This window comes from Micromonospora sp. S-DT3-3-22, from assembly GCF_015354745.1.
Lineage (GTDB): Bacteria > Actinomycetota > Actinomycetes > Mycobacteriales > Micromonosporaceae > Micromonospora > Micromonospora wenchangensis.
This window is the reverse complement of record NZ_JACGMO010000027.1, coordinates 1-23,994: the sequence shown is the minus strand read 5'-3', so window position 1 is coordinate 23,994 and position 23,994 is coordinate 1. Positions and strand designations below refer to the sequence as shown.

General features: G+C 72.8%; 18 protein-coding genes and 1 riboswitch. Of the genes, 11 read left to right on the top strand and 7 right to left on the bottom strand.

Annotated features, from left to right (window positions below; genetic code table 11):
• Positions 1-11: 11 nt before the first annotated feature.
• Together H1A17_RS10800 and H1A17_RS10795 are read right to left on the bottom strand one after the other, a co-directional pair.
• Positions 12-560, bottom strand: a complete 549-nt coding sequence (locus H1A17_RS10800) for a hypothetical protein (RefSeq protein ID WP_194821774.1) — start codon at positions 558-560, stop codon at positions 12-14.
• A gap of 74 nt (positions 561-634) precedes the next feature.
• Positions 635-6,457, bottom strand: coding sequence for a ThuA domain-containing protein (locus tag H1A17_RS10795; protein ID WP_194821773.1), 5,823 nt, complete (start codon positions 6,455-6,457; stop codon positions 635-637).
• A gap of 338 nt (positions 6,458-6,795) precedes the next feature.
• A riboswitch (TPP riboswitch) is annotated at positions 6,796-6,904 on the top strand.
• Between H1A17_RS10795 and thiE the strand changes: the two genes are divergently transcribed.
• The 7 genes from thiE (at position 6,899) to thiC (ending at position 12,624) form a co-directional block, all read left to right on the top strand.
• Complete coding sequence (thiE, locus tag H1A17_RS10790; RefSeq protein WP_194821772.1) at positions 6,899-7,525, top strand: thiamine phosphate synthase; 627 nt, start codon at positions 6,899-6,901, stop codon at positions 7,523-7,525. (Overlaps the previous riboswitch by 6 nt.)
• Positions 7,519-8,589: a glycine oxidase ThiO gene (gene thiO, locus H1A17_RS10785; RefSeq protein ID WP_194821771.1), complete on the top strand. Its 1,071-nt coding sequence runs from the start codon at positions 7,519-7,521 to the stop codon at positions 8,587-8,589. The genes thiE and thiO overlap by 7 nt, the downstream gene beginning before the upstream one ends.
• A 10-nt stretch (positions 8,590-8,599) precedes the next feature.
• Complete coding sequence (gene thiS / locus H1A17_RS10780; protein WP_194821770.1) at positions 8,600-8,800, top strand: sulfur carrier protein ThiS; 201 nt, start codon at positions 8,600-8,602, stop codon at positions 8,798-8,800.
• A 5-nt stretch (positions 8,801-8,805) separates the two neighbouring features.
• Positions 8,806-9,576, top strand: a complete 771-nt coding sequence (locus H1A17_RS10775; protein WP_194821769.1) for a thiazole synthase — start codon at positions 8,806-8,808, stop codon at positions 9,574-9,576.
• Positions 9,573-10,229 carry a thiamine phosphate synthase gene (locus tag H1A17_RS10770; RefSeq protein ID WP_194821768.1) on the top strand — a complete coding sequence of 219 codons (657 nt, stop codon included), beginning with the start codon at positions 9,573-9,575 and terminating at the stop codon, positions 10,227-10,229. The genes H1A17_RS10775 and H1A17_RS10770 overlap by 4 nt, the downstream gene beginning before the upstream one ends.
• Entirely contained in the window at positions 10,226-11,014 is a 789-nt protein-coding gene (gene thiD, locus H1A17_RS10765; RefSeq protein WP_194821767.1) for a bifunctional hydroxymethylpyrimidine kinase/phosphomethylpyrimidine kinase, read from the top strand. Before H1A17_RS10770 ends, thiD begins: the two co-directional genes overlap by 4 nt.
• A 17-nt stretch (positions 11,015-11,031) precedes the next feature.
• Positions 11,032-12,624 carry a phosphomethylpyrimidine synthase ThiC gene (gene thiC / locus H1A17_RS10760; RefSeq protein ID WP_194821766.1) on the top strand — a complete coding sequence of 531 codons (1,593 nt, stop codon included), beginning with the start codon at positions 11,032-11,034 and terminating at the stop codon, positions 12,622-12,624.
• 317 nt (positions 12,625-12,941) lie between these two features.
• Here the strand turns inward: thiC and H1A17_RS10755 are convergent, their stop codons facing one another.
• From H1A17_RS10755 to H1A17_RS10740, 4 genes are all read right to left on the bottom strand, one after another.
• Positions 12,942-15,524, bottom strand: a complete 2,583-nt coding sequence (locus H1A17_RS10755; RefSeq protein ID WP_194821765.1) for a hypothetical protein — start codon at positions 15,522-15,524, stop codon at positions 12,942-12,944.
• Between the two features lie 86 nt (positions 15,525-15,610).
• Positions 15,611-15,919, bottom strand: coding sequence for a cupin (locus tag H1A17_RS10750; protein ID WP_145921730.1), 309 nt, complete (start codon positions 15,917-15,919; stop codon positions 15,611-15,613).
• Positions 15,916-16,866, bottom strand: a complete 951-nt coding sequence (locus H1A17_RS10745; protein ID WP_145923050.1) for an LLM class F420-dependent oxidoreductase — start codon at positions 16,864-16,866, stop codon at positions 15,916-15,918. The genes H1A17_RS10750 and H1A17_RS10745 overlap by 4 nt, the downstream gene beginning before the upstream one ends.
• 2 nt (positions 16,867-16,868) lie before the next feature.
• Positions 16,869-17,654 carry an ABC transporter ATP-binding protein gene (locus H1A17_RS10740; RefSeq protein ID WP_145921729.1) on the bottom strand — a complete coding sequence of 262 codons (786 nt, stop codon included), beginning with the start codon at positions 17,652-17,654 and terminating at the stop codon, positions 16,869-16,871.
• A gap of 260 nt (positions 17,655-17,914) precedes the next feature.
• Between H1A17_RS10740 and H1A17_RS10735 the strand changes: the two genes are divergently transcribed.
• Positions 17,915-18,946: an ABC transporter substrate-binding protein gene (locus H1A17_RS10735; RefSeq protein WP_088647305.1), complete on the top strand. Its 1,032-nt coding sequence runs from the start codon at positions 17,915-17,917 to the stop codon at positions 18,944-18,946.
• A 101-nt stretch (positions 18,947-19,047) separates the two neighbouring features.
• Entirely contained in the window at positions 19,048-19,920 is an 873-nt protein-coding gene (locus tag H1A17_RS10730) for an ABC transporter permease (protein WP_240762404.1), read from the top strand.
• Between the two features lie 75 nt (positions 19,921-19,995).
• Here H1A17_RS10730 and H1A17_RS10725 read toward each other — a convergent pair whose 3' ends face one another.
• Positions 19,996-21,177 carry an ABC transporter substrate-binding protein gene (locus tag H1A17_RS10725; RefSeq protein WP_145921728.1) on the bottom strand — a complete coding sequence of 394 codons (1,182 nt, stop codon included), beginning with the start codon at positions 21,175-21,177 and terminating at the stop codon, positions 19,996-19,998.
• A gap of 279 nt (positions 21,178-21,456) precedes the next feature.
• Here H1A17_RS10725 and H1A17_RS10720 point away from each other — a divergent pair, with 279 nt between their 5' ends.
• Together H1A17_RS10720 and H1A17_RS10715 are read left to right on the top strand one after the other, a co-directional pair.
• Complete coding sequence (locus tag H1A17_RS10720; RefSeq protein ID WP_168222566.1) at positions 21,457-21,618, top strand: hypothetical protein; 162 nt, start codon at positions 21,457-21,459, stop codon at positions 21,616-21,618.
• Positions 21,615-23,994, top strand: a 2,380-nt coding sequence (locus tag H1A17_RS10715; RefSeq protein ID WP_194821764.1) for a sensor histidine kinase, incomplete at its 3' end; no start/stop codon positions are given. The genes H1A17_RS10720 and H1A17_RS10715, both read left to right, overlap by 4 nt.

Sequence of the window (23,994 nt, the reverse complement as noted above, 5' to 3'; positions counted from 1 at the left end):
GAACCGGGTGGTCAGCTGTCCAGGCCGGCCGGTTCCCCGGGGCCCGGCCGAGCACGGCCGCGACCCCACAGCAGCAGCGTCGTCCCCGCGACGACCACCGCCAGCGCACCGGCCAGCCACGGCCAGCCGCCGAAGCCGTCGTCGGTGTCTCCGCCGGTGGGCGGCGGCGCGGCGGCGGCCGGCGACGGCGACTGGGCCGCCCGCGCCTGCACCTGGGCGGTCGCCGTGCTCCGGTACGGCTCGGGGGCGCTGACCGTCACCCGCCAGTCGCCGGGGGACAGCAGCGGGCCGCTGCTGTAGAAGCCCTGCCCCTCCCCGGCCGGCTCGATCTGCACCGGCCCGGCCGTCCGGCCACCCTCGCCCTCGGCGGTCAGGGTGAGCCGGACCGGCTGGTCCAGCCGGTGCCCGTCGGCGTACACGGCCATCACGGTGACCCCGCCGGCGCCGTCACCGGCCACCGTCAGCTTGACCTTCCCGCCGTGCGCCGCCGCCGGACCCGCCGGCAGGACCACCAGGGCCGCCACGACCAGCGCGGCGGCGAGGGCTCTGAAGGTACGCATCGACGTCTCCCTTCCGATGTGGAGGGCCGCCCCCACCGTCGGTGTCGACGGTGGGAGCGGCCCCGTGGTGCTCCTTACAGCGAACCGCCCTTGGCGATCCGGGTGGGGTCGGCGCCGAGCCGGCCGGCCCCGTCGACCGACTTGTTGTCGTTCGCCTTGACGCCGGCCTTGGTGGCCGCGCCGCCGAGCCGGACGATCATGGCGTCGGCGTCACGGACCAGCACGTCCCGCACGTCCGTGTCGGTCACCACCGCCGGGTCGGTGGCCAACGCCTTGAAGGCGGTCAACTGCTGCACCGCCCGCTTGTCGTTGCCCGCCGCCTCGGAGGCCCGCACCGCGTCCAGCTTGTTGGACAGCTGACGGTGCGCCTTGGTGGTGAGTCGTCCGGTCGCCTTGAACCGGTCCAGCAGGTTCTGCATGTCCCGGAACGAGGTGGTGACGAAGAACCGGACCGTCGAGGTGGTGGAGTTACCCGCCTTGTCGGTCGCGGTCACCGTCAGCTCGTGCAGGCCGAGCGGCAGCTCGTACAGCGCCTGGAGGGTGCCGCTGGCGTACGCCCGACCGTCCAGCACGCCGGAGGTCGTCTTGATGCCGGAGGTCGGGTCGACCGCCTGCCACGAGATCCGGACGTCCTGGCTGTCACCGTAGAGCTGGCCGTCGGCGATGCCGGAGACCAGCAGCGTCGGCTTGGTGCCGTCGATCTTCACGACCGCCGACTTCAGCGCCTCGACGTTGCCGGCGGCGTCGGTGGCCCGGTACAGCAGCTCGTGCGTGCCGTCCCCGGTCACCTCCACCGGCGTGGTGTACGCCGTCCAGGCGCCACCGTCGAGCGACCACTCCAGCTTCTTCACCCCGGAACCGGCGTCGGTGGAGGTGATCACCACCGGGACGGTGCCGTTGTGCCAGCCGTCGGCGTTGGCCGGGGCGAACGCCGCCGAGCTGACCGGCGCGGTGGCGTCGATCTTCACGGCGACCTTCTTCGTCGCCTCCACGTTGCCGGCCTTGTCCGTCGACCGGAACCGCAGCTCGTGTGCGCCATCCCCGGTGACCTGCACCGGCTCGGTGTACGCCGTCCACGTGGTGGCGTCGTCGAGCTGGTACTCGGTGCTCGCCACCCCGCTACCGCCGGCCTCGTCGGCCGCCGCCAGCGTCACCGTGACCGGGCCGGTGTACCAGCCCTCGGTCGGGGTGCCGGAGACGGTGGCCGTGGTCACCGGGGCGGTCGTGTCGGCCGCCTTGGTGGAGAGCCGGAAGTAGTCGAACGAGGCCGTCTTCGAGGTGGCCGCGTTCGCGCCGAGGGTGAACAGACCGACCTTCGGGGTGGCCCCGACGGCGGTGTTCGTCAGCGTCTCGAACGTCGTCCACTCCTGCCCGTCGGCCGAGTACGACGCGGTGAAGGTGTCACCGGCCCGGGCCAGCCGCAGGTACCACACCGCCGAGGTCAGGTTGGAGACCTGCGGCTGCGGGTTCTGCGTCACCCCGGCGACCTCGCCACGGAACTCGATCCGCCGCGACGGGGTCTGACCGGCCTGGTTGTCCACGATGAAGTCGAACTTGACGTAGTTGTCGTCGTCGGCGTGGACGATCAGACCGGCCTGCTGGTACTGCTCGGCCAGCGCGCTGCCGTCGACCTTCGTCTCCAGGGTCCAGTCGCCGCTCGGCGCGGTCTGGAGGATGAAGTTCGTCGGCCCGGTGTTGCTGGTGCCGTAGATGTCACCCTTCGGCACGTCGATCTTCAGTGCGCCGTCGGCCACCCGGTAGGCGGCCGGGTCCTCCCGGAGCACCGCGTTCCACCGGCACTTGTCGAGCGTGGTGCCGGTGAACTCGTCCGACGGGTCGACCGGGCCGGCCGGGGCGTCCGGCGAGACCAGGAACGAGTCGAACAGCGCGTCCACCACCGGGGCGGTGGTGGCACCGTTGAGGGCGAACAGACCGATCCGCGGGTTGGTGATGCCGGCCAGCGCGGCGGACCGACCGACCGGGGTGAACGTCGTCCCGTCGCCGGAGAACGCCGCGGTCAGGTTGGTGCCGTCGCTGATCAGCCGCAGCCAGATGGTGTCACCGGCCGGTGCGGCGGTGGCGTCCGCCCCCTCGTTGCGGGGCGAACCGGCGGTCTCCCGGATGAACTCCACCCGGCGGGAACCGCTGTAGAGCAGGTCCACCTTGGCGTAGTTGTCGTCGTCGCCGTAGATCAGCAGGCCGGCCTGCTGGTAGTTGGCGGTGACGGGCAGGGTGACCTTGGTGGTGGCCTGCCAGGCCCCGCTGGGTGCGGGCTGGAGGACCAGGTTGGTGGCGCCGTTGGTCGTGCCGTACAGGTCACCGGAGGCGGTGGGCAGCCGCAGCGACCCGCCGGAGACCGAGTAGAGCTGGTTCTCCCGGACGACCGTCCAGCGGTCCTTGTCGAGGGTGTTGCCGGTGAACTCGTCCGAACGCGCCCCGAGGCAGGAGTTGTTCGGCGCGTCCACCTTGACCGGGACGGTCGCGTAGGACTTCGCGCCCCGGCTGTCCGTCACCGTCAGGGTGGCGGTGAAGGTGCCCGGGGTGGTGTAGGTGTGGGTGGCGTTCAGGGTCGTCGCCGTCCCGCCGTCACCGAAGTCCCAGGCGTACGTCAGCGGGGTGTCACCCTCGGTGTCGGTGGCCGTGCCCGTGAAGGTCACGGTGACCGGCGCGGTGCCGGTCGCCGGGGTGGCGGTGGCCGTCACCTGCGGCGGCGCGTTGTCGGTCACGCCCCGTCCGATGAAGTCCATCCAGTTGACGTTGAACAGCGAACCGGCGCCACCGGCCGGGTCCTTGGCGACGAAGTACAGCGCGCCCTCCGCACCGGCCGTCACCGGCGCGGTCACGTCGACGAACTGCTGCCAGCCGCCCGTGCCGGGCACGGTGGCCGTGGCCACCACCGGACCGTCGACGGCACCGGCGTGCACGTCGATCCGGCCGCCCTGGACCTCGGAGGCCACCCGGAACCGGATCTGCTCGACCCCGGTCAGGTTGGCCGGGACGAGCGACCACCAGTCGCCGTCCTCGATGAAGCCGATGTTCTGGCCGCCACCGGCGGTGTCGCTGGTGGTCTCCTTCTGCACGCCCGGGTCACCGCCGCCGGTGCTGCCCGGGGCCCGCCCGGTGGCCGTGTAGTACTCGGCCTGCTTGCGCTTGGGCTGGAGGATCTCGATCGCCCGACCGGTCAGCGGGCCGGCGCCGCCGGTGCCGCCGTCGTCGGTGTAGGTGGCCTCGAAGACCGCGAAGACGTTGGCCTCCGCGCCGTGCCCGGACGCCAGCGAGGTCTGCACGGTGCCGGTGCAGCCGGTGTGCTGCTCCAGCGGGTGGGCGTGCTCGTCGTGGCCGAGCAGCACCTGAAGCTGCACCCGGTCACAGTCGACGGTGCCGTCCTCCGGGTCGGTCACCTTGATCGTGTACTTGACCTGGTCGCCCCAGTCGAAGAACCCGCCGCTGGGCGGGAACTCGATGGTCACGGTCGGGGCGGTGTTGCCGACCGTCACCGGCACGTTCGCCACGGCGGTACGGCCCTTGGGGTTGGTGACGGTGAGCTGGGCGGTGTAGTCGCCGGCCGTGGCGTACGTGTGGGTGGGGTTCGCCTCGGTGGAGGTCTGTCCGTCACCGAACTTCCACGCGTAGGTCAGCGTGCCGCCGTCCGGATCACGGGACCCGGCGCTGGAGAACTTCACGGTCAGCGGTGCGGCCCCGGAGGTGGGGTCGGCGCTGGCCTCGGCGATCGGGGCGCGGTCACCGGCGGTGTAGTCGATCCGGTAGACCCCGGAGTCGTCGTTGTTGCCGCCGAAGCCGGTGCCCCACTCGATCAGGTAGAGCGCGCCGTCCGGCCCGAACTCGAAGTCCATCGGGCGGATCATGGACATGCCGGTGAGCAGCTGGTTGATGTCGATCAGCGACTTGCCGTCCGCGCTGACCTGCATCGTGTACATCTTCGACTGGTTCCACTCGCCGAGCAGCGCCTTGCCGTCGTAGTACGCCGGCCACTTGCGGCTCGACGTGCTGTCGGCGTCGTAGCGGTAGACCGGGCCGCCCATCGGGGCGCCGCCGCCGCCGATCTCGGGGAAGCGCGGGTCGCCCGCGTAGCCGTAGTCCACCGTCGCCGGGATGGCCGGCGGCAGGTTGGTCAGGCCGGTGTTGTTCGGCGAGTCGTTGACCGGCGCGGCGCAGTCGAACTTCGCGCCGCTCGGCCCGGACGGGAAGGTGTAGTCGTTGTACGCCTTGTTGTTGCCGGTGCAGTACGGCCAGCCGTAGTTGCCGGCGGTGGCGACGATGTTCCACTCCACCAGGCCCTCGGGGCCACGGTTCGGGTTGGCCGCCGAGGCGTCCGGCCCGTAGTCGGCGACGTAGAGGGTGTCGGTCTTCTGGTCGACGCCGATCCGGAACGGGTTACGGAAGCCCATGCCGAAGATCTCGGGACGGGTCTTCGCGGTGCCCGGGGCGAACAGGTTCCCCGTCGGGACGGTGTAGGTGCCGTCGTCCTCCGGGTGGATCCGGATCACCTTGCCGCGCAGGTCGTTGGTGTTGCCGGCGCTGCGCTGCGCGTCGTAGTCCTGCCGGCCGGCCCGCTCGTCGATCGGGGTGAAGGCGCTCGACTCGAACGGGTTGGTGTTGTCGCCGGTGGCGAGGTACAGGTTGCCCTTCGAGTCGAAGGTCATGCTGCCGCCGGCGTGGCAGCAGGTGTTGCGCTGGGTGTCGACCTGGAGCACGACCTTCTCGGTGGCCTTGTCGATGGTGTCACCGTTGACGGTGAACCGGGACAGGTAGTTGCGCGGGGCGCCACCGGCCGGTGCGTAGTACAGGTAGATCCACTTGTTGGTGGCGAAGGCCGGGTCGAGGCGCAGGCCGAGCAGGCCGTCCTCGTTGCCGGTGAAGACGTCCAGCCGGGTCGCGGTGACCGTGTTGCCGGTGTCCGGCTTCACGATCTGCACCCGGCCGTCACGCTCGGCGTAGAACACCCGGCCGTCCGGAGCGATGTCCAGCTCCATCGGGTTGTTGGTGTTGCTGTCGAGGGTGACCTTCTCGAAGTTCGAGGTCTTCGTGGCGCCGCAGTCGGCGTTCTCGACCCCGGCCGCGGTGCGGATGCCGCCGAGCAGGTGGCTGAGGAACTCCGGCTCGGTGTACGACGCCTGGGTGTGGCCGCCGCCGGTGTACCAGGACCGACCGCCGTCGTAGTCCTGGCACCAGGCGGTGGGGTGGTCGGCACCCATCGCGCCGGCGCCCGGGCTGTAGGACTTCTCGTCCAGGCTGGCCAGCACGTGCACCTTGGAACGCGGGTTGGTGCGGAAGTTGTACCACTCGTCGAACCGGGACCAGCGGTCCGGCAGGTCGGCGGTCGACGGGTGCGCGTGGTCCTCGACCTTGACGGTCGCCTGCTGGTTGGCCGGGTGGCCGGAGAAGTACGCGCCGACCAGATTGCCGTACCAGGCCCAGTCGTACTCGGTGTCGGAGGCGGCGTGCACGCCGGCGTAGCCGCCGCCGGCCTTGATGTAGCGCTCGAACGCGGCCTGCTGGGTGGCGTCGAGGACGTCACCGGTGGTGGAGAGCCAGATCACCGCCTGGTACTTGGCCAGGTTGGTGTCGTTGAAGGCGGCCCCGTCCTCGGTGGTGTCGACGGTGAAGCCGTTCTCGGTGCCGAGCTTCTGGATCGCGGCGATCCCGGCCGGGATGGCGTCGTGCCGGAACGCAGCGGTCTTGGAGAAGACCAGGACCGAGAACGGTTCGGCGGCGGCTGCCGCCGCCGGCGCGGGTGCGGCCTGGGGCCGGGCCTGCGCGACGGGAGCGGCCTGGGCGGCGGTGCCGCCGATCAGACCGCTGGCGAGTAGGGAGAGGGCCAGTAGACCGGCACCCAGTGGACCGCGACGTGCGCGGCGATGGCGGGATGGAGACACTCCATGCTCCTTTTGTCCGCGTTGGACAGTGGTGGGGGCATGGGGACGACTCGCCGCAGACCGTCCCCGGTCGGATCGGTGTGGGCCCGCCGAGGTCCGCACCGGTGGCGATCAGGTGCGGGCCACGCCGAGGCTTCGCACCGGAATAATGTCGATCGGTTGAACAAATTAGCGCCGCTGGATTGGTTTCCGGCAAGGCATGAGCATGTAACGATTCGGTATCGGCGACTCGCTTTTCCGGCTTATGTGGATACAAGCCCAAAATAGTAGCCATCGACGTTGCTGGATCAATCTAACACCCCTTGGCGGATCAGCGGATCTGTCGTACGGTCACAGGCACGTGACCCACGGGAGCCCGGTACACCGGGCTGAGAGGGGGGCTGAGAGCCCCCGACCGTCGAACCTGATCCGGGTAATGCCGGCGCAGGGAGGAGAGTTGCCGTGCCGTCCCTCGGCCGACTGCATCTGATCACCGACACCCGCCCCGGGTGCGACCCGCTCGCCGTCCTGCGGGCCGCCCTCCCGGTGGCCCGCGACGAGCTGGTCGTCCAGGTCCGGGTGACCGACGACACCACCGACCGGCAGGCCTACGACCTGGCCCGCCGGGTGCGCGAGCAGTGCGCGCCGTACGGGGCGACCTGCCTGGTCAACGACCGGCTGCACGTAGCCCTCGCGGTGGACGCCCACGGCGGCCACGTCGGCGCGGACGACCTGCCCGTCGCGGCGGCCCGCCGGGTCCTCGGCCCCGACGCCGTGCTCGGGGCGACCACCCGGGAACCGGGTGCCGCCGCACGGGCGGTCGCCGCCGGGGCCAGCTACCTGGGCGTCGGCCCGTGCCACCCGACCGCCACCAAGACCGGCCTGCCCGACCCGATCGGCCCCGCCGGGATCCGCGCCGTCGCCGATGCCGTCGACGTGCCGGTGATCGCCATCGGCGGGGTCACCGTCGCCACGGTGCCGGCGCTGCGGGCCGCCGGGGCGTACGGGGTGGCGGTCGTCGGCGCGCTGTCCGCCGTCGCCGACCCGGGCCGGGCCACCGCCGAACTGATCGCGGCGCTGACGTGCTGAACCGGCCCGACGTCGCCGTCGTGGGCGCGGGGCCGGTCGGATTGGCGATCGCCTGGCGCTGCGCCGCCCGGGGCCTGCGGGTGGCCGTGCACGACCCGGCCCCCGGCTCCGGCGCGTCCCGGGTCGCCGCCGGGATGCTCGCCCCCGTCGCCGAGGCGTACTTCGGGGAACGGGAACTGACCGGGCTGCTCACCGAGTCCGCCGCCCGCTGGCCGGGCTTCGCCGCCGAACTGGCCGAAGCCACCGGAACGGAGTTCGGGTACCGCACCGACGGCACCCTCGTCGTCGGGCTGACCGGGGACGACCTGGCCGAGGCGCGCCGGCTCTGGTCGTACCAGCAGGGGCTGGGGCTGCCGATCAGCGCGCTGCGGCCGTCGCAGCTACGGGAGCGCGAACCGGCGCTGACCCCCCGGCTGCGCGGCGGCGCGGTCGCCCCCGGCGACCACCAGGTCGACCCGCGCCGGCTGGTCGACGCGCTGCGGGTCGCCGCCGGACGGGCCGGCGCGACCCTGCTGCCCGGCGCGGTGACCCGACTGGCCGAGGTGGACGCGCCGGTCGTCGTGGTCGCCGCCGGCTGCGGCGCCGCCGCGCTGACCGGGCTGCCGGTCCGCCCGGTCAAGGGCCAGGTGCTGCGGCTCCACGCGCCCGACCACCGCCCGCCCGGCTTCCGGCACGTCATCCGGGGGTACGCCGACGGCGAGCCGGTCTACCTCGTCCCCCGCGACGACGGTGAGGTGGTGCTCGGGGCGACAGTCGAGGAGCGCGCCGACACCGAGGTGACCGCCGGGGCGGTGCTGCGCCTGCTCCGCGCCGCCGTCGACCTCGTCCCCGAACTCGCCGAGTACGCGCTGACCGAGGCGAGCGCCGGACTGCGCCCCGGCACCCCGGACAACGCGCCGATCCTCGGCCCGCTGCCCGACCGGCCCGGCGTGCTCGCCGCCACCGGCCACCACCGGCACGGCATCGTGCTCACCCCGGTCACCGCCGACCTGATCACCGACCTGATCGTCACCGGTCAGCCGGACCCGCTGCTCACCCCCTTCACCGCCGACCGGTTCCACTGAGGAGGAAGACGTGCGACTGATCGTCAACGGCGTCGGACGCGAGCTGGCCGGCGGCACGACCGTCGCCGACCTGGTCGCCACGGTCACCGGGCAACGGCGCGGGCTCGCCGTCGCGGTCAACGGCGAGGTGGTCCCCCGGGGCGGCTGGCCGGCCACCGTGCTGCGCGACGGTGACCGGGTCGAGGTGCTCAGCGCCGCCCAGGGCGGGTGACCCGGATGCCCCTCACCATCGCCAGTCACACCTTCACCTCCCGGCTCATCCTCGGCACCGGCGGCGCGGCCAACCTGCACGTGCTGGAACAGGCGATCCGGGCCTCCGGCACCGGACTGGTCACCCTCGCCCTGCGCCGCGTCGACACCGCCCCCGGCACCGCAGGTGGCCTGCTCGACCTGCTCGACCGGTGCGCGGTACGGCTGCTGCCCAACACCGCCGGCTGCTACACCGCCGCCGAGGCGGTCAAGGTGGCCCGGCTGGCCCGGGAGGCGTTCGACACCGACTGGGTCAAACTGGAGGTGATCGGCGACGAACGCACCCTGCTCCCGGACGGGGTGGAGCTGCTGCGGGCCGCCGAGGAACTCGTCGCCGACGGGTTCGTCGTGCTGCCGTACACCTCCGACGACCCGGTGCTGGCCCGCCGGCTGGCCGACGTCGGCTGCGCGGCGGTGATGCCGGCCGGTGCGCCGATCGGTTCCGGACTGGGGATCACCAACCCGCACCACATCCGGCTCATCCGGCAGAGCGTCGACGTGCCGGTGATCCTCGACGCCGGGATCGGCACCGCCTCCGACGCGGCGCTCGCCATGGAACTGGGCTGCGACGGGGTGCTGCTGGCCAGCGCCGTCACCCGGGCCGCCGACCCGACGGCGATGGCCACCGCCATGCGGCACGGCGTACGGGCCGGGCGGCTCGCGTACACCGCCGGGCGCATCCCCCGGCGCTTCCACGCCCTCGCCTCCACCCCCGACGACGGAAGACCCGACCTGTGACCCGCCCCGCCGCCCCGCGCGGGGTGGTGCTGCTGACGGACCGGCGGGCGGCACGCGGCGACCTCGTCGACGTCGTCGCGGGGGCGGTACGCGGTGGCGTGCGGTGGGTGGTGCTGCGGGAGAAGGACCTGCCCCGCGCCGACCGGGCCGCGCTCGCCGTCGACCTGCGGGCGGTCCTGGTCGAGGCCGACGGCACCCTGATCGTGGCCGGCCCCGACCCGCTGGACGGGGACGCCGTCCACCTGCCCGCCGCCGGGCCGTACCCGCCGCCGGCCGTCGGGCTCGTCGGCCGGTCCTGCCACGACGCGGCGGAGCTGGCCCGACTCGGCACCGAGGACTACGTGACGCTCTCGCCGGTCTGGCCCACCCGCAGCAAACCCGGCTACGGCCCACCCCTGTGCCCGGACGGGCTGCGCCGGCTGGTGCGGCTCAGCCCGGTACCCGTGCTCGCCCTCGGCGGCATCGAGACGCCGGAGCAGGTGACGGCGTGTGTCGAGGCGGGCGCGGCCGGGGTGGCGGTACTCGGCGCGATCATGCGCGCCGCCGACCCGACCGCCGTCGCGGCAGCACTCACCGGCGTCTTCGACCAGCTCACCGCGCTGGCGGCACCCCGTCCGACCCCTCGCACCCCGATCCCCCAGGAGGGGACATGACACCGACGACCGTGCTCACCATCGCCGGGTCCGACTCCGGCGGTGGTGCCGGCATCCAGGCCGACCTGAAGGTGTTCGCCGCCCTCGGCGCGTACGGGACGAGCGTGCTGACCGCGGTCACCGCGCAGAACACCCGTGGGGTGGACGCCGTGCTGCCGCTGCCCCCGCAGACCGTCGCCGAGCAGCTCGACAGTGTGCTCGGCGACTTCGCGGTCCGGGCGGTGAAGACCGGGATGCTCGGTACCCCGGCGGTCGCCCACGTCGTGGCCGGGGCGGCGGAGGCGGGCCGGCTGCCGCACCTCGTCGTCGACCCGGTGCTCGTCGCCACCAGCGGACACCGGCTCGGTGTGGTGGCGGCGGTCGAGCGGCTGCTGCCGTACGCCCGGGTGGCGACACCGAACTGCGCGGAGGCCGCCGCCCTCACCGGCGGCCCGGTGACCACGGTCGGGGAGATGGTCGCGGCGGCGCAGGCCCTGGCGGCCGGCGGCCCGGAGTACGTGGTGGTCACCGGCGGCGACGTCGACGCGGCCGGCGAGTCGGTCGACGTGCTGGCCGGCGGCGGGACGACCACCCTGCTCCGCGCCCCCCGGGTGGACACCCGGCACAACCACGGCACCGGCTGCTCGTTCTCGGCCGCGATCGCCGTCCGGCTCGCCGCCGGCGACCCGGTGCCGGTCGCAGTCGCCACCGCCAAGGAGTACGTCACCCGCGCGCTGACCGGCGCGCGGGACTGGGAACTGGGCGCGGGCCGCGGCCCGCTGGACCACTTCGGCTGGTCCCGATGACCAACAGGGAGGCTGTCATGCAGGCACGTCGCAAGGTCTACGTCGAGGGGTCCCGGCCGGACGTCCGGGTGCCGTTCGCCGAGGTGGAGCTGACCGGGGACAACCCGCCGCTACGCCTCTACGACACCTCGGGCCCCGGCTCGGACCCGGAGGTGGGGCTGCCGCCGCTGCGCGGCCCGTGGATCGCCGAGCGGGGGGACGTCGCTCCGGTCCGGGGCGCCGGCACCCCGCTGGCCGGCGTCGATTCCCAACGCCCCACCCAGCTCTGGTACGCCCGCGCCGGGGTGGTCACCCCCGAGATGGAGTTCGTGGCGATCCGGGAGGGGCTGCCGCCGGAGCTGGTCCGCGACGAGATCGCCGCCGGCCGGGCGGTGCTGCCGCTCAACGTCAACCACCCCGAGTGCGAGCCGGCGATCATCGGCAAGGCGTTCCTGGTGAAGGTCAACGCCAACATCGGCACCTCGGCGGTCACCTCGTCGGTCGCCGAGGAGGTGGAGAAGCTGACCTGGGCCACCCGGTGGGGCGCGGACACCGTGATGGACCTGTCCACCGGCAAGCGCATCCACGAGACGCGCGAGGCGATCGTCCGCAACTCGCCGGTGCCGATCGGCACCGTGCCGATCTACCAGGCGCTGGAGAAGGTCGGCGGCGACCCGGTCAAGCTGAGCTGGGAGGTGTTCCGGGAGACGGTGATCGAGCAGGCCGAGCAGGGTGTGGACTACATGACGGTGCACGCGGGGGTGCTGCTGCCGTACGTGCCGCTGGCCGTCGACCGGGTCACCGGGATCGTCTCCCGGGGCGGCTCGATCATGGCGGCCTGGTGCCTGGCCCACCACGAGGAGAACTTCCTCTACACCAACTTCCGGGAACTGTGCGCGATCCTCGCCCGCTACGACGTGACGTTCTCCCTCGGTGACGGGCTGCGTCCCGGCTCGATCGCCGACGCCAACGACGAGGCCCAGTTCGCCGAGCTGCGCACCCTCGGCGAGCTGACGCAGGTCGCCTGGGAACACGACGTGCAGGTGATGATCGAGGGGCCCGGCCACGTGCCGATGCACAAGATCAAGGAGAACGTGGACCTCCAGCAGGAGTGGTGCCACGAGGCGCCGTTCTACACCCTCGGCCCGCTGACCACCGACATCGCCCCCGCGTACGACCACATCACCTCGGCGATCGGGGCCGCGATGATCGGCATGTACGGCACCGCCATGCTCTGCTACGTCACCCCGAAGGAACACCTCGGACTGCCCGACCGGGACGACGTGAAGGCCGGCGTGATCGCGTACAAGATCGCGGCACACGCGGCCGACCTGGCCAAGGGGCACCCCGGCGCGCAGGCGTGGGACGACGCGCTGTCCAAGGCACGGTTCGAGTTCCGCTGGGAAGACCAGTTCAACCTGTCGTTGGACCCGGAGACCGCCCGCTCGTACCACGACGCCACCCTCCCGGCGGAGCCGGCGAAGACCGCCCACTTCTGCTCCATGTGCGGCCCGAAGTTCTGCTCCATGAAGATCACCCAGGAGTTGAAGGAGTACGCCGCCCAGGGCATGCAGAACAAGTCAGCCGAATTCCGCTCCACCGGCAACCGCGTCTACCTCCCCCTCGCCTGAGCCGTCCCGCCTCTGGCGGCCGTCCGGGAGTGCCGGCTTGGGCTGCTCTGCGTCGTGCTTGCCGGCTCGGGTTTCGCGTTGTGCCGGCCGGCCCCCCGGTTTGCTTCGGTGATCAAGAGGTTTGCGTCAGTTTCCGCGTGGGGGATGACGTAAAGCTCTTGATCACCGCGCTCCAGCGCCCGTCCGGGCGGGTGGCCGGTCGGCCCGCCTGGGTGTGGCTTGGTGATCAAGAGGTTTGCGTCAGGTTTCGGGGGGCGGGTTGACGCAAAGCTCTTGATCACCGAGGTGGAACGGGGGGGGGGGGGGGGGGGGGGGGGTTAGTCGCGGTGGTGGCGGCCGCTGGTACGCAGGGAGCGTCGGCCGCTGTCCCGTTCCGGCTCGTTGTCGGCCAGGGGCCTGCCCAGGCCGGTGACCCAGTCGACGTACTCGTCGTCCGGCGTCGCCGACTTCGGGTCGGCTTCGTCCGCCGGGGTGTCCTGCGGGGGGCGGTTGCGCCGGAACAGGCCCCGTCGACCCTTGACCTTCCCGGCCCGCTCCGGCGCGCTGCCGTCGTGGGGAGCGGGATCGGCCTGGTCAGCGTCGGCGGGCTGACCGTCCACCGGTGCGGTGCCGTGGGACTCCTCCGGCTCCCAGCGGAGACTGACCGGCTTCGGGACGTCCGTCTGCTCGGCGGCAGCCGGTTCGGGAAACGGCAGGGCGGCCCGGGCCGGTGCGGACCGGTCGGCATCGGCCTGGCCGCCCGTACCGCCGAGATCCGGCAGGTGGTGGCGGGGGCGGGGGGTGCCCTCGACGCCTCCCGGTGCGACGTGCCGTACGCCGGCCACCGGCGGCACGTCCCTGGTGATCGGCGTGGCCGCAGTGGTGCCCCGGCCGGTGGTTCCCGGTGCCGTCGTGCCGACCGGGGCGGTGTCGACGGCATCCGGTGCCGGGCTGCCGGTCGGGCCGGAGCCGACCGGTCGGTCGTCCCCGGTGTCGCCTGCCCCTGGGGCGGGCGAGGGTTCGGGTTGCCCGGCGGGGACGGCGGCAGCTCCGGTCGCGGTGGACCGGGCGCGGCTGGCCCGCTTCGCCCTGGGCTTGGGGGTGGCCACGGGCTCCTCCCCGGTGGCCGGACCGGTGCCCGCCGCCGGCCCCGCTCCGCCGACCTCGCTGCCGACCTGTTCGGCCGGTGCCGCCTTCCGCTGGCCTGAGCGGCTTCGCGACGACCCGGCCTGACCTGGCCCGTCGCCGGTGGGGGACGTCGCACCCGGCCCGTCCCCGGCCGGCCCGCTCGGGGCTGCTGCCGTCGGGTCCGGCCTGGTCGAGGCCGGCCGGTTCGGGCTGGGAGCCGGACCGATCGAGGCCGAGCCGGTCCAGGTCGCCCCGGTCGGGGCCGAGCCGGTCCGGGCCGGGTAGGTCGGGGTCGAGCGACCGGTTGAGGTCGAGCCGATCCAGGTCGGATCCGTCGGAGCGGGATCGGTCGAGGTCGACGGGATCGAGCCGGCCGGGGCCGAGTCGGTCCGGCCCGATGCGGGCCGGGTCGGCCTGGCGGGAGGCGGGGTGGTGTGGGAGGCGTGCCGGTCGGCGACCGTGGCGGCGGGGTCCGGCCAGTCCCAGTGGGCCGGATGGCGGCCGGTGCCCGGCGCGTCGGGCACCGGCCACCCCGGACCGGTTCCCGGCACCGCCGGCACTCCGCCGCCCCCCGGCGCGACGTCGGCCGAGGACCCGGAGGCGGCGGCCATCCCGGAGGCGGTGGCAGTGGGCCGGTCGGCTGCGCGGGAACGGGCGGTGCCGGCCTCCGGCTGGTCGGCGGCCCGGGATCGGGCGACATCCTGCTGGTCGGGGTGCAGGGAACTGGTGGCGGCACTCAGGTCCACGGTGACCGGCTCGTCCGCGCCGGAGCCGGTCAGGTCGGTACCGGTCAGGTCGGAGCCAGCCGGGTCGGAGCCGGTCAGGCCGGTCCGGTCCGGGCCGGAGCCGGCTGCGGCGTTGCGGGCCGGATCGGGTACGGCCGGCAGCGGGGCGAGGATGTCGGTCGGCTCGATCGCCGTCCCGCCGTCGCGACGGGCGGAGCGGGCGGGCAAGAGCGGCCAGCGCAGCAGGGTGGCGGCGACCGAGCCGAGCGCGCCGGTGACCACCGCGATCACCGCGCCGTAGTACGGGGCGAGCTGGTACCGGTCCACCTGGTCACCCGGGCCGGCGGTCAGGTAGGCGAAGGCGAGCAGCACCGGCCCGGCCACCCCGGCCGCCCCGCCGATCAGCGGGGGGTGTCCCCGTCGCCGGGCCAGCCCGCCGGTCACCGCGCCGGCCACCAGCGCGATCACGGGCAGCAGCAGCATCGCCAGCCGCTGTGCCCGGTCCGCCCCGAGCCAGGAGGGTTCCAAGACCCCCAGACGTACGGTGCGCAGCGGCTCGCTGGACAGCACCGCCGGTGCGACCGACAGGAGCGCGACCAGCCAGATCGTCCCGCCCAGCAGGGCGACGTTCCAGCCCAGCGGGGGGCGCAGCAGGACGGCCGAGGCGGCGCCCGCGCCGACCACCGCCCCGGCGACCGCGCAGATGCCGACCGCCCATACCGGGTCGACGGCGTTCAGGTCGGCGGCCCGCGCGGGCTGCATGCAGAGCGGGGCGACGACCAGCGCGCCGAGCGCGGCGACGCCGGAGATCGCGAGCTGGACGGGGGTGCCCTCGGGCAGCCCTTCGCGCCGGGCGAGCCGGCCGGTGAGGACCGCGCCGACCACGGCGGCGGTCACCGCGAACCAGCCGACCCAGGCGAGCTGGGCCGGCCAGCGGTTGACGTCGGTGAAGTCGCCGGTGAGTCGGACGATGCCGAAGCCGTACGCGATGCCGAGTTGGCCGGCCCCGGCCAACATGCTCACCCCGAGTGCGGTGAGCAGCAGTTTGCCCCACGTCCGAAAGGCCATGTGGCGCACGTTACGGCCCGGTGCCCCCGATCGCCACTGCGGCGCGGCGCGGCCGTGACGACCTGTTACCCAAGCTCTACCAGCGACTACTTCAGCTCGACCAGGCGGGCCAGGTAGGTCGTGTCCCCGACGTTGGTGAGCATGTGGACGGCGCCCGGGTCCCGGTAGACCACGCCGCCGGTGGGTTCGTCGGCGTCGATCCGGGTGCCGTCGATCGTCTGCACCACGTTCTTGGCGCCCTCGATCGCCACCACCAGGTACGGGTGGTCGTGCCGGTGCAGCGGCTGGCGCTCGCCCGGGGCCAGCCGGATGTGCCAGACCCGCACCCGGTCGTTCTCGAAGACGATCTCCTGGCCGACCGGGCCGAGTTCGAGGTCGTGCGTCACGTCGGTCATCGGGTTCCGTCCAGTTGGGGGAGCACCTCGGCGGCGATGAGTTCCAGGTGGTCGAGGTCGTCGAGTTCGATCAGCCGCAGGTGCACCCGGGTCGCGCCGATCGCGGCGAACTCGCCGATCCGGTCGACGAGTTGGGCGGGGGAGCCGACCACCGGGTCCTCCGGCGGTAGGGCGCTCTTGACGTGCAGCGGGGCGGCCCGACGGTGGGCCTCGGCGTCGGTACGCCCGATCGCCACCACGATCCCGGCGGAGAGCACCAGCGGTGCCCGCCCCGACTCGGCCCGGCCGGCCCGGTCGCAGGCTTCCCGTACCCGGTCGTACGCCTCGGCGGTCTCCTCTACCGACTTGAACGGCATGTTGAACTCGTCGGCGTACCGGGCGGCGAGGTCGGGGGTGCGCTTCGGTCCCCGGCCGCCGACGATGACCGGCGGGCCGGGCTGCTGGACCGGCTTGGGCAGGGCCGGGGCGTCGACGAGCCGGTAGTGCTCACCGGCCCAGCTGTACGTCTCGCCGACCGGGGTGCGCCACAGCCCGGTGACGATCTCCAACTGCTCGGCGAGCCGGTCGAAGCGTTCGCCGACCTTCGGGAAGGGGATGCCGTAGGCGGTGTGTTCCCGTTCGTACCAGCCGGCGCCGATGCCCAGCTCGACCCGTCCGCCGCTCATCTGGTCGACCTGGGCGACCATCACGGCCAGCGGGCCGGGCAGCCGGAAGGTGGCCGAGGTGACCAGGGTGCCGAGCCGGATGCGGGAGGTCTCGCGGGCGAGCGCGGCCAGGGTCAGCCAGGCGTCGGTGGGGCCGGGTAGCCCGGGTTCGTCGCCCATCGCCCGGTAGTGGTCGGCCCGGAGGAACCCGTCGAACCCGCCGGCCTCGCAGAGCTGGGCGAACCGGAGCTGGTCGTCGTAGCTGGCGCCCCGGTGCGGTTCGGTGAACACGGCCACCCGCACGGTCATCGTCCCTCCACCCCGGCCGCCGCCGGCAGGTCCCGTTCCATCAACAGTTCGTGCAGGTCGGCGCTGACCCGGGCGACGTCGGCCAGGTGCGCGTTGCGGCCGAGGGTACGGGGCCGGGGGATGTCCACGTCGACGATCTTGCGGATCCGGCCGGGGCGGGGGCTGAGCACGACCACCCGGTCGGCCAGCAGCACCGCCTCGTCGATGGAGTGGGTGACGAAGACGACTGTCGCGCCGGTCTCCATGTGCACCCGTTGCAGTTCCCCGGAGAGTTCCTCGCGGGTCAGCGCGTCCAGGGCGGAGAAGGGTTCGTCCATCAGCATCACCCGGGGCTCGCCGATCAGCGACCGGCACAGCGACACCCGCTGCTGCATGCCGCCGGAGAGTTCGTGCGGCAGGCGCTTCTCGAAGCCGGCCAGGCCGGAGAGTTCCAGCAGTTGGCGGGCGCGGTCGCGGTGTTTGGCGCGGCTCCAGCCGAAGATCTCGGCCGGCAGCAGCACGTTGTCGAGCACGCTGCGCCAGGGGAGCAGGGCCGGCTTCTGGAAGAGCATCGCGACGTCCCGGCGGGGCCGGGTGATCCGGCTACCGGCCACGGTGATCTCGCCGCCGCTGACCGGCAGCAGCCCGGCGATCATCCGGAGCAGGGTCGACTTGCCGCAGCCGGAGCGGCCGAGCACGGCGACGAACTCGCCCTCGGCCACGTCGAGGTCGATCCCGCGCAACGCCTCGACCCGCCCGGAACGGCCGTCGAACGTACGCGACACATCGGACAGTCGGATCATCGCCGTCGGTCTCCCCTGATTCGGCGGTCAGGAATCCGACAAGGATATCCCCAGCGTGTCGGCCGCTCACTGTCCGGGGTGGAACGGAGTTGTTTCCGTTCCGCAACCCGATCCGCCTGGTGTGGTGACGGTAAGTGTCTCGTACTCTGTGCCAGCGAAGAGTCCCTTCACGACGGCGGCTCGGTGCCCCCTCACGCCGTGCCGCCGACCGACAACCCCCTCCGGGTACACCGCCCGGTCGGAAAGGACATGGTGCACAGATGACAAGGCTGACCCGCACGGTCGCCGCGGCCACCCTGGCCACCGCCCTCGCCCTGGTCTCCGCCTGCAGTGGCGGGTCCGACTCGGCGGACGCTGCAAAGACCGGCGACGGCTCGTCGCTGGAGAAGGTGACCTACCTCACCTCGTTCGGCAACTTCGGTCGTGACTCCTACGCCTGGGTGGCGAAGGACAAGGGCTTCTTCAAGGAGGCCGGCTTCGACGTGGAGATCAAGCCCGGTCAGGGCACCGGCGCGGTCATCCAGACCATCGTCGGCGGCCAGGCCGACTTCGGCCCGATCGACCTGACCGGTGGCCTGCTCCAGGTCGGCAACGGGCAGGCCAAGGACTTCGTGGCGGTGGCCGCGATCCAGCAGCGCACCATGGCCGCCATCGTCTCGGTCGAGGGCAAGAACATCGCCACGCCGAAGGACCTGGAGGGCAAGAAGCTCGCGGACACCCCCGGCTCCGTCGTGCGCAACCTCTTCCCGACCTACGCCCGGATGGCCGGGGTGGACTACACCAAGGTCACCTGGGTCAACGACCAGGCGCAGAACCTGATGGGCACGCTGGCCTCCGGCCAGGTGGACGGCATCGGTCAGTTCGTCGTCGGCCAGCCGACGGTCGAGGCGGTCACCAAGAAGAAGCCCGTCGTGCTGCCGTACAGCAACGTGATGCAGGACCTCTACGGCAACGCGCTGATCACCTCCAGCAAGATCGCCAAGGAGAACCCGGAGAAGGTGAAGAAGTTCACCGCCGCCCTGCTCAAGGGCCTGGAGTACGCTCTGGCCAACCCGCAGGAGGCGGCCACGATCCTGAAGAAGAACGTGGACGCCACCAACCCGGCCGCCGCCGCGGCCGAGTTGCAGCTGATGGCCGGCTACGTCCGCTCCAGCAACTCCGGCACCGCCATCGGCACCCTGGACAGCGACCGGGTCGCCAAGAGCATCGCCATCCTCCAGGGCGCGGGCGCGCTCAAGTCGAACATCACCCCGGACCAGATCATCAACTTCGACCTCGTGCCGAAGGCCTGACCGACACCGACGGTGCCACGGGGGTGCGACCCAGCGGTTCGACCGGTGGGTCGCACCCCCGTCGTGTGCCGGCCAGCGTGCCGGCAGGAGAGGAGGACCCTGTGACGGAGTCGATGACCCGTCCCGTACCCGGGTCGGCCGGACCGCCGACCGCGCCGGGTGCCGTGCCGACCGCCCCCCCGACGCCCGGCCGGTCACCCTGGTCCCGGATACGCCCCGCGACGGTCGGCCTGCCGCTGCTCGGCCTGGTGGTCACGGTGGCCGTCTGGTGGGCGGTCACCTCCGGGCTGCACCTGGTGCACCCGGCGTCCCTGCCGCCGCCGCAGGCGGTCGGGTCGTCACTGACCGCGTCGGCGGACGTGCTCTTCCCGGCGCTGGGCACGACCACCCTGATGACCCTGCTCGGCTTCCTGCTGTCGACGGTCGCCGGGGTGCTGATCGGGATGGCGCTGGCCGCCTCCCGGCGGGTCGAGCGGATGTTCGCCCCGCTGCTGGTGGCGATCAACGCGGTCCCGAAGATCGCGCTGGGGCCGCTGCTGGTGGTCTCGGTCGGCTGGGGGACCAAGCCGATCCTGACCATGGTGTTCCTGCTCTGCTTCTTCCCGATCGTGCTCTCCACCGCCACCGGCCTGACCACCACCCCGGCGGACCTGGCCGAGCTGGCCCGGTCGCTGAACGCCTCCTGGTGGCAGTCGTTCCGCAAGGTCCGGTTCCCGGCCGCGCTGCCGCAGATCTTCGTCGGGTTGAAGGTGGCGATGCCGCTGGCCGCGATCGGCGCGGTGATCGGGGAGTTCTACTCCGACAAACCGGGCCTGGGTTACCAGATCCTCCAGTACAACGGCGTCGGCGACACGGCGACCGCGTGGGCGGCGATCGTGCTGATCGCCGCCATGAGCATCCTGCTCTACTCGGCGTTGTCGCTGGTGGAGCGGCTGGCCCTGCCCTGGGTCCGGGCCACCACCTCGGCCCGCTGACCCGTCCCGGGGCGACCCCCCGACGCCACTGACGGGCCGACCCCACCCGGGGACCGGCCCGTCAGTGCGCGGCGGTCAGCCCGCCAGCCGCCACCGGCCACCGCGTGCGACCAGCGTGGTCAGCGCCTGCGGCATCAGGCCGGAGTGGTTGTCCGGGGTCATCCGGATCGGCCCGGACAGGCCGTCGAGCTGGGACGTCTCCAGCACGTCGCGCAGGCCGTCCCGGTCGACCTTGCCGTCGGGGCCACCGGAGCGCAGCGCCGAGTCGGCGATCAACTGCACGGCGTCGGCGGCGAACGACGACAGCCCGTTGTAACCGCCGAACCGGGCGGTGTAGTCCTGGAACCACTGCCGGCGGGCGGCCTTGGCCGGGGTGGTGGCGATGACGTCGTCGATCACCATGGTCTGCGTGAAGATCAACGTGGCCCGTTCGGTGGCCCGGCCGGAGCCGCCCAGGAACAGGTCGCCGGCCGCGGCGGCGTCGAGGAAGAGCGATCCGCCGTAGCCGGACTGGTCGGCGGCGGTGGCGGCGAGGGTGGCCTGCTCCGGCGGGGTCCAGATGATCAGGGCGGCGGGGTCCCGGTTGGTCAGCCGGCGCACCGGCGCGGCCAGTTCGGTGTCGGTGGTGCGGACCGCCTCGGCGCGTACCCGCTTGATGGTGGTCTTGCCGAACTCGGCGTCCAGCGCGGTCAGGCCCTCGCGCCCGTAGTCGTCGTCGCTGTGCAGGACGCCGACCTCGGTGATCCCGCGCCGCCGCAGTTCGGCGGTGAGCGCGGCGGCGCTGTCGGCCGCGTTCGGCGCGAGCTTGAACACGTACCGGCGTTCGGGGACCGGGTTGGCGACCGCGCCGGACGGGGCGAGCGCGATGGTCGGGATCTTCCGCTCGTTGATGGTGCGCACGGCGTCGACGGCGCACTGGTTGCAGCCGCCCATGATGATGGCGTTGACCGTGGCGTCGTTGCTGAAGTCGCCGATGTTGCGCAGCGACTCGGCGGCGTCGGAGCGGTTGTCCTTGACCACCAGCTTGATCTTCCGGTCGCCCAGGGCGCCGGACGAGTTCAACTGGTCGACCTTCAGTTCCAGGGCGCGCTGGTACGCCTTGCCGACCGGTGCGGCGGCACCGGAGAGTTCGAGGTCGGCGGCGATGGTGATCGGGCTGCTGTCCTTCTCTGCCGCGCCGAACGAGCAGCCGGTGAGCGTGGCGGCCAGCACGGCCGATGCGAGCGCCACGATGGTCGCGGAGCGGATGGGGCTCAACTCAGTCCTCCAGGTGCGGCGCGGGCGAGGCCCGGTCACCGCCGCTAGTCCGTCCTCAGTGGAGAAACGGGATTGTGTGCCGTACGGTGTGCGCGAAAGCCTGCAAAACCTTGCCAATGCGGGGGCGTGCGGTCAAGCGCGATGCTGACGGCGGTTTCGGGACGCGAATCTCACATTGTGGGGACATCAGATATTTACCCATGCTCACTCATCAGAGGCGAACGAACACTCTGGAGTGACATGCCCTGTTCAGGGGCGGCCTGCTCAGCAGGGAAAATGGTGACCAGCGCACTGGTCGACCGATTCCTGTCCGAACGCGGCTTCCCAAACAGGATCTTCTCTGATGAAATCGCGGCCGTGCCGCGCATGGCGCTGTCCGTCGCACCAGGCGCGGGTCGGCGGGTCAGGCGTGTGGAAGATACGACGGAGGCGATGTCGTGAGCACCGGACCGACGACCCTGCCCGAGCCAGGCGAAAATGCCGGACCCGACCGGGAGCGCCGACTGCCCCGGTTGCGGGATGCGCGGATTCGTTCCAAGCTCGCCCTCATTCTGGTCGTACCGGTCGCCGCAGTCATCGCGTTGGCAACAATCCGACTCGTCTCCACTACCGAGGGTGCTGTCGACGCGACCCAGATCCGGTCGCTGACCGCACTGTCCATCGACGTCTCGGCGCTGACGCAGGATCTGCACAAGGAGCGGATGGCGGCCGCCGCCTACCTGGCGAACCCGCAGCTGCGTCCGGACGACTACAACCTGCGGGTGCGGGCCACCGGCGAGCGGATCAACGCGTACCGGGCCGAGCGGGCCGACCTCGGCGAGGTCCCGTCCTCCGTGCGGGACCGGCTCAAGGTGATCGACGACCACCTGCGGACGCTCGACGCGACCCGGCAGGAGGTGCTCGACCGCCGGCAGATGCCGGTCGCCGAGGCCACCCTGCGGTACGGCGTGATCCTCACCGACCTGGTCTCGTACGGCGACACCCTGGCCCAGTTGCCCGGCCAGGAGAGCCTCGCGGACGCCCGCCGCGCGGTGGCCGCGTTCAGCCGGGCCAAGTCGGCCGTCGCCGAGGAGGAGGCGGTCGCCTACACCGCGCTGGTCGGCGGACGCCTCGACGAGGAGCAGTTCTCCTCCTTCGTGGCGACCCTGACCAGCCAGCAGGAGGCGCTGCTCGGCTTCTCCCTGGCCGCCGACCCCACCCAGCGCGCGCTGGTCGACAGCGCGGTCTCCGGTGACGCCGTCGGCCTCGCCGACCGGGTGGCCGCCGACATCACCCGCTCGGTCGGTCAGCGCAGCCCGGTCAGCGCCGGTGACGCCAGCGCCGCGATCGGCGCGGTCAACGACCTGATGAGATGGACCGAGATCCAGCTCCAGGACACCCTGCTCGCCCGCTCCGAGCAGGCCCGCAGCGACGTCATCCAGCAGGCCGTCATCGAGTCGGTGCTGGTGCTGCTCACCCTCATCGTCGCGATCACCCTCGCGGTGGTGCTGGCCCGCTCGCTCAACCACTCGCTGCGCCGGCTGCGGGAGGGCGCGCTGTCGGTGGCGAACCACGACCTGCCGGACGCGGTCAAGCGGCTGCAGAACATGGGCAGCGTCGGTGACGGCGGCGTCGAGGAGATCGTCCGCCAGGTGCGGGACCCGATCCGGTTGACCAACCGGGACGAGGTCGGCCAGGTGGCCCTGGCGTTCAACGTCGTCCACCGGGAGGCCGTCCGGGTCGCCGCCGAGCAGGCGGCCCTGCGCACCAGCGTCTCCGCGATGTTCCTCAACCTGGCCCGGCGCAGTCAGACCCTGGTCGACCGGATGATCGGCGAACTGGACGCGATCGAGCGCGGCGAGGAGGACCCGAAGCGGCTCGCCCAGCTCTTCGAGCTGGACCACCTCGCCACCCGGATGCGCCGCAACGACGAGAACCTGCTGGTCCTGGCCGGTGCCGACTCGGCCGTGCCGCGCCGCGACGACGCCCTGCTGGTCGACGTGCTGCGCGCCGCCCAGTCCGAGGTGGAGCTCTACAACCGGATCGAGTTCGGCACCGTCGACACCGACATCTCGGTCGCCGCCCACGCGGTCAACGACGTGGTACGGCTCGTCGCCGAGCTGCTGGACAACGCCACCCGCTTCTCGCCGCCCACCACCACCGTGGTCGCCGACGGCCGGCGCATCCGCGACTACGTGCTGATCCAGATCGAGGACCGGGGACTCGGCCTCACCGACGAGCAGCTCGACTCGCTCAACCGCCGGCTCGCCGCCCCGCCGACGGTGGACGTGGCCGCCTTCCGGCTGATGGGTCTCGCCGTGGTCAGCCGGCTCGCCAGCCGGTACGGCATCCGGGTGGAGCTGCGCCGCAACGTCGAGGGCGGCACCGTCGCCCAGGTGACGCTGCCCAACGCCACCGTGGTGCTCCCCGCCCACCGGGGCCGGGACCAGGCGATCAGCCGGCCCCGGCAGCCGCTGGCGGTCGAGCAGCCGCCCGCGCAGGCCGGTATCGGTGGGGCCCTCAACGGGGCCCGCAGCGCGGCGGCGACCCTGACCGACCAGTGGCGCAACACGCCGCCCGCCCCGGCCCCCTGGCAGCCGCCGGTGGACGCCCGGGACACCGCCCCCGCCGTGCAGTTCGGCGGGCCGGTCTCCGCCCCGCCGTTCGCGCCGGTCCCCACCCCGGCGACCGCCGACTCCGGGTTCAACGCCTTCTCCGCCGGCAGCCCCACGATGGCGAACCCGACCATCGACCCGCTGCCCCGCCGGGCCGCGCCGGCCGAGCCCGCCCCGGTGCTGCCGGCCGGCCCGGTCGCCGGTGCCAGATCGGAAGAGCGTC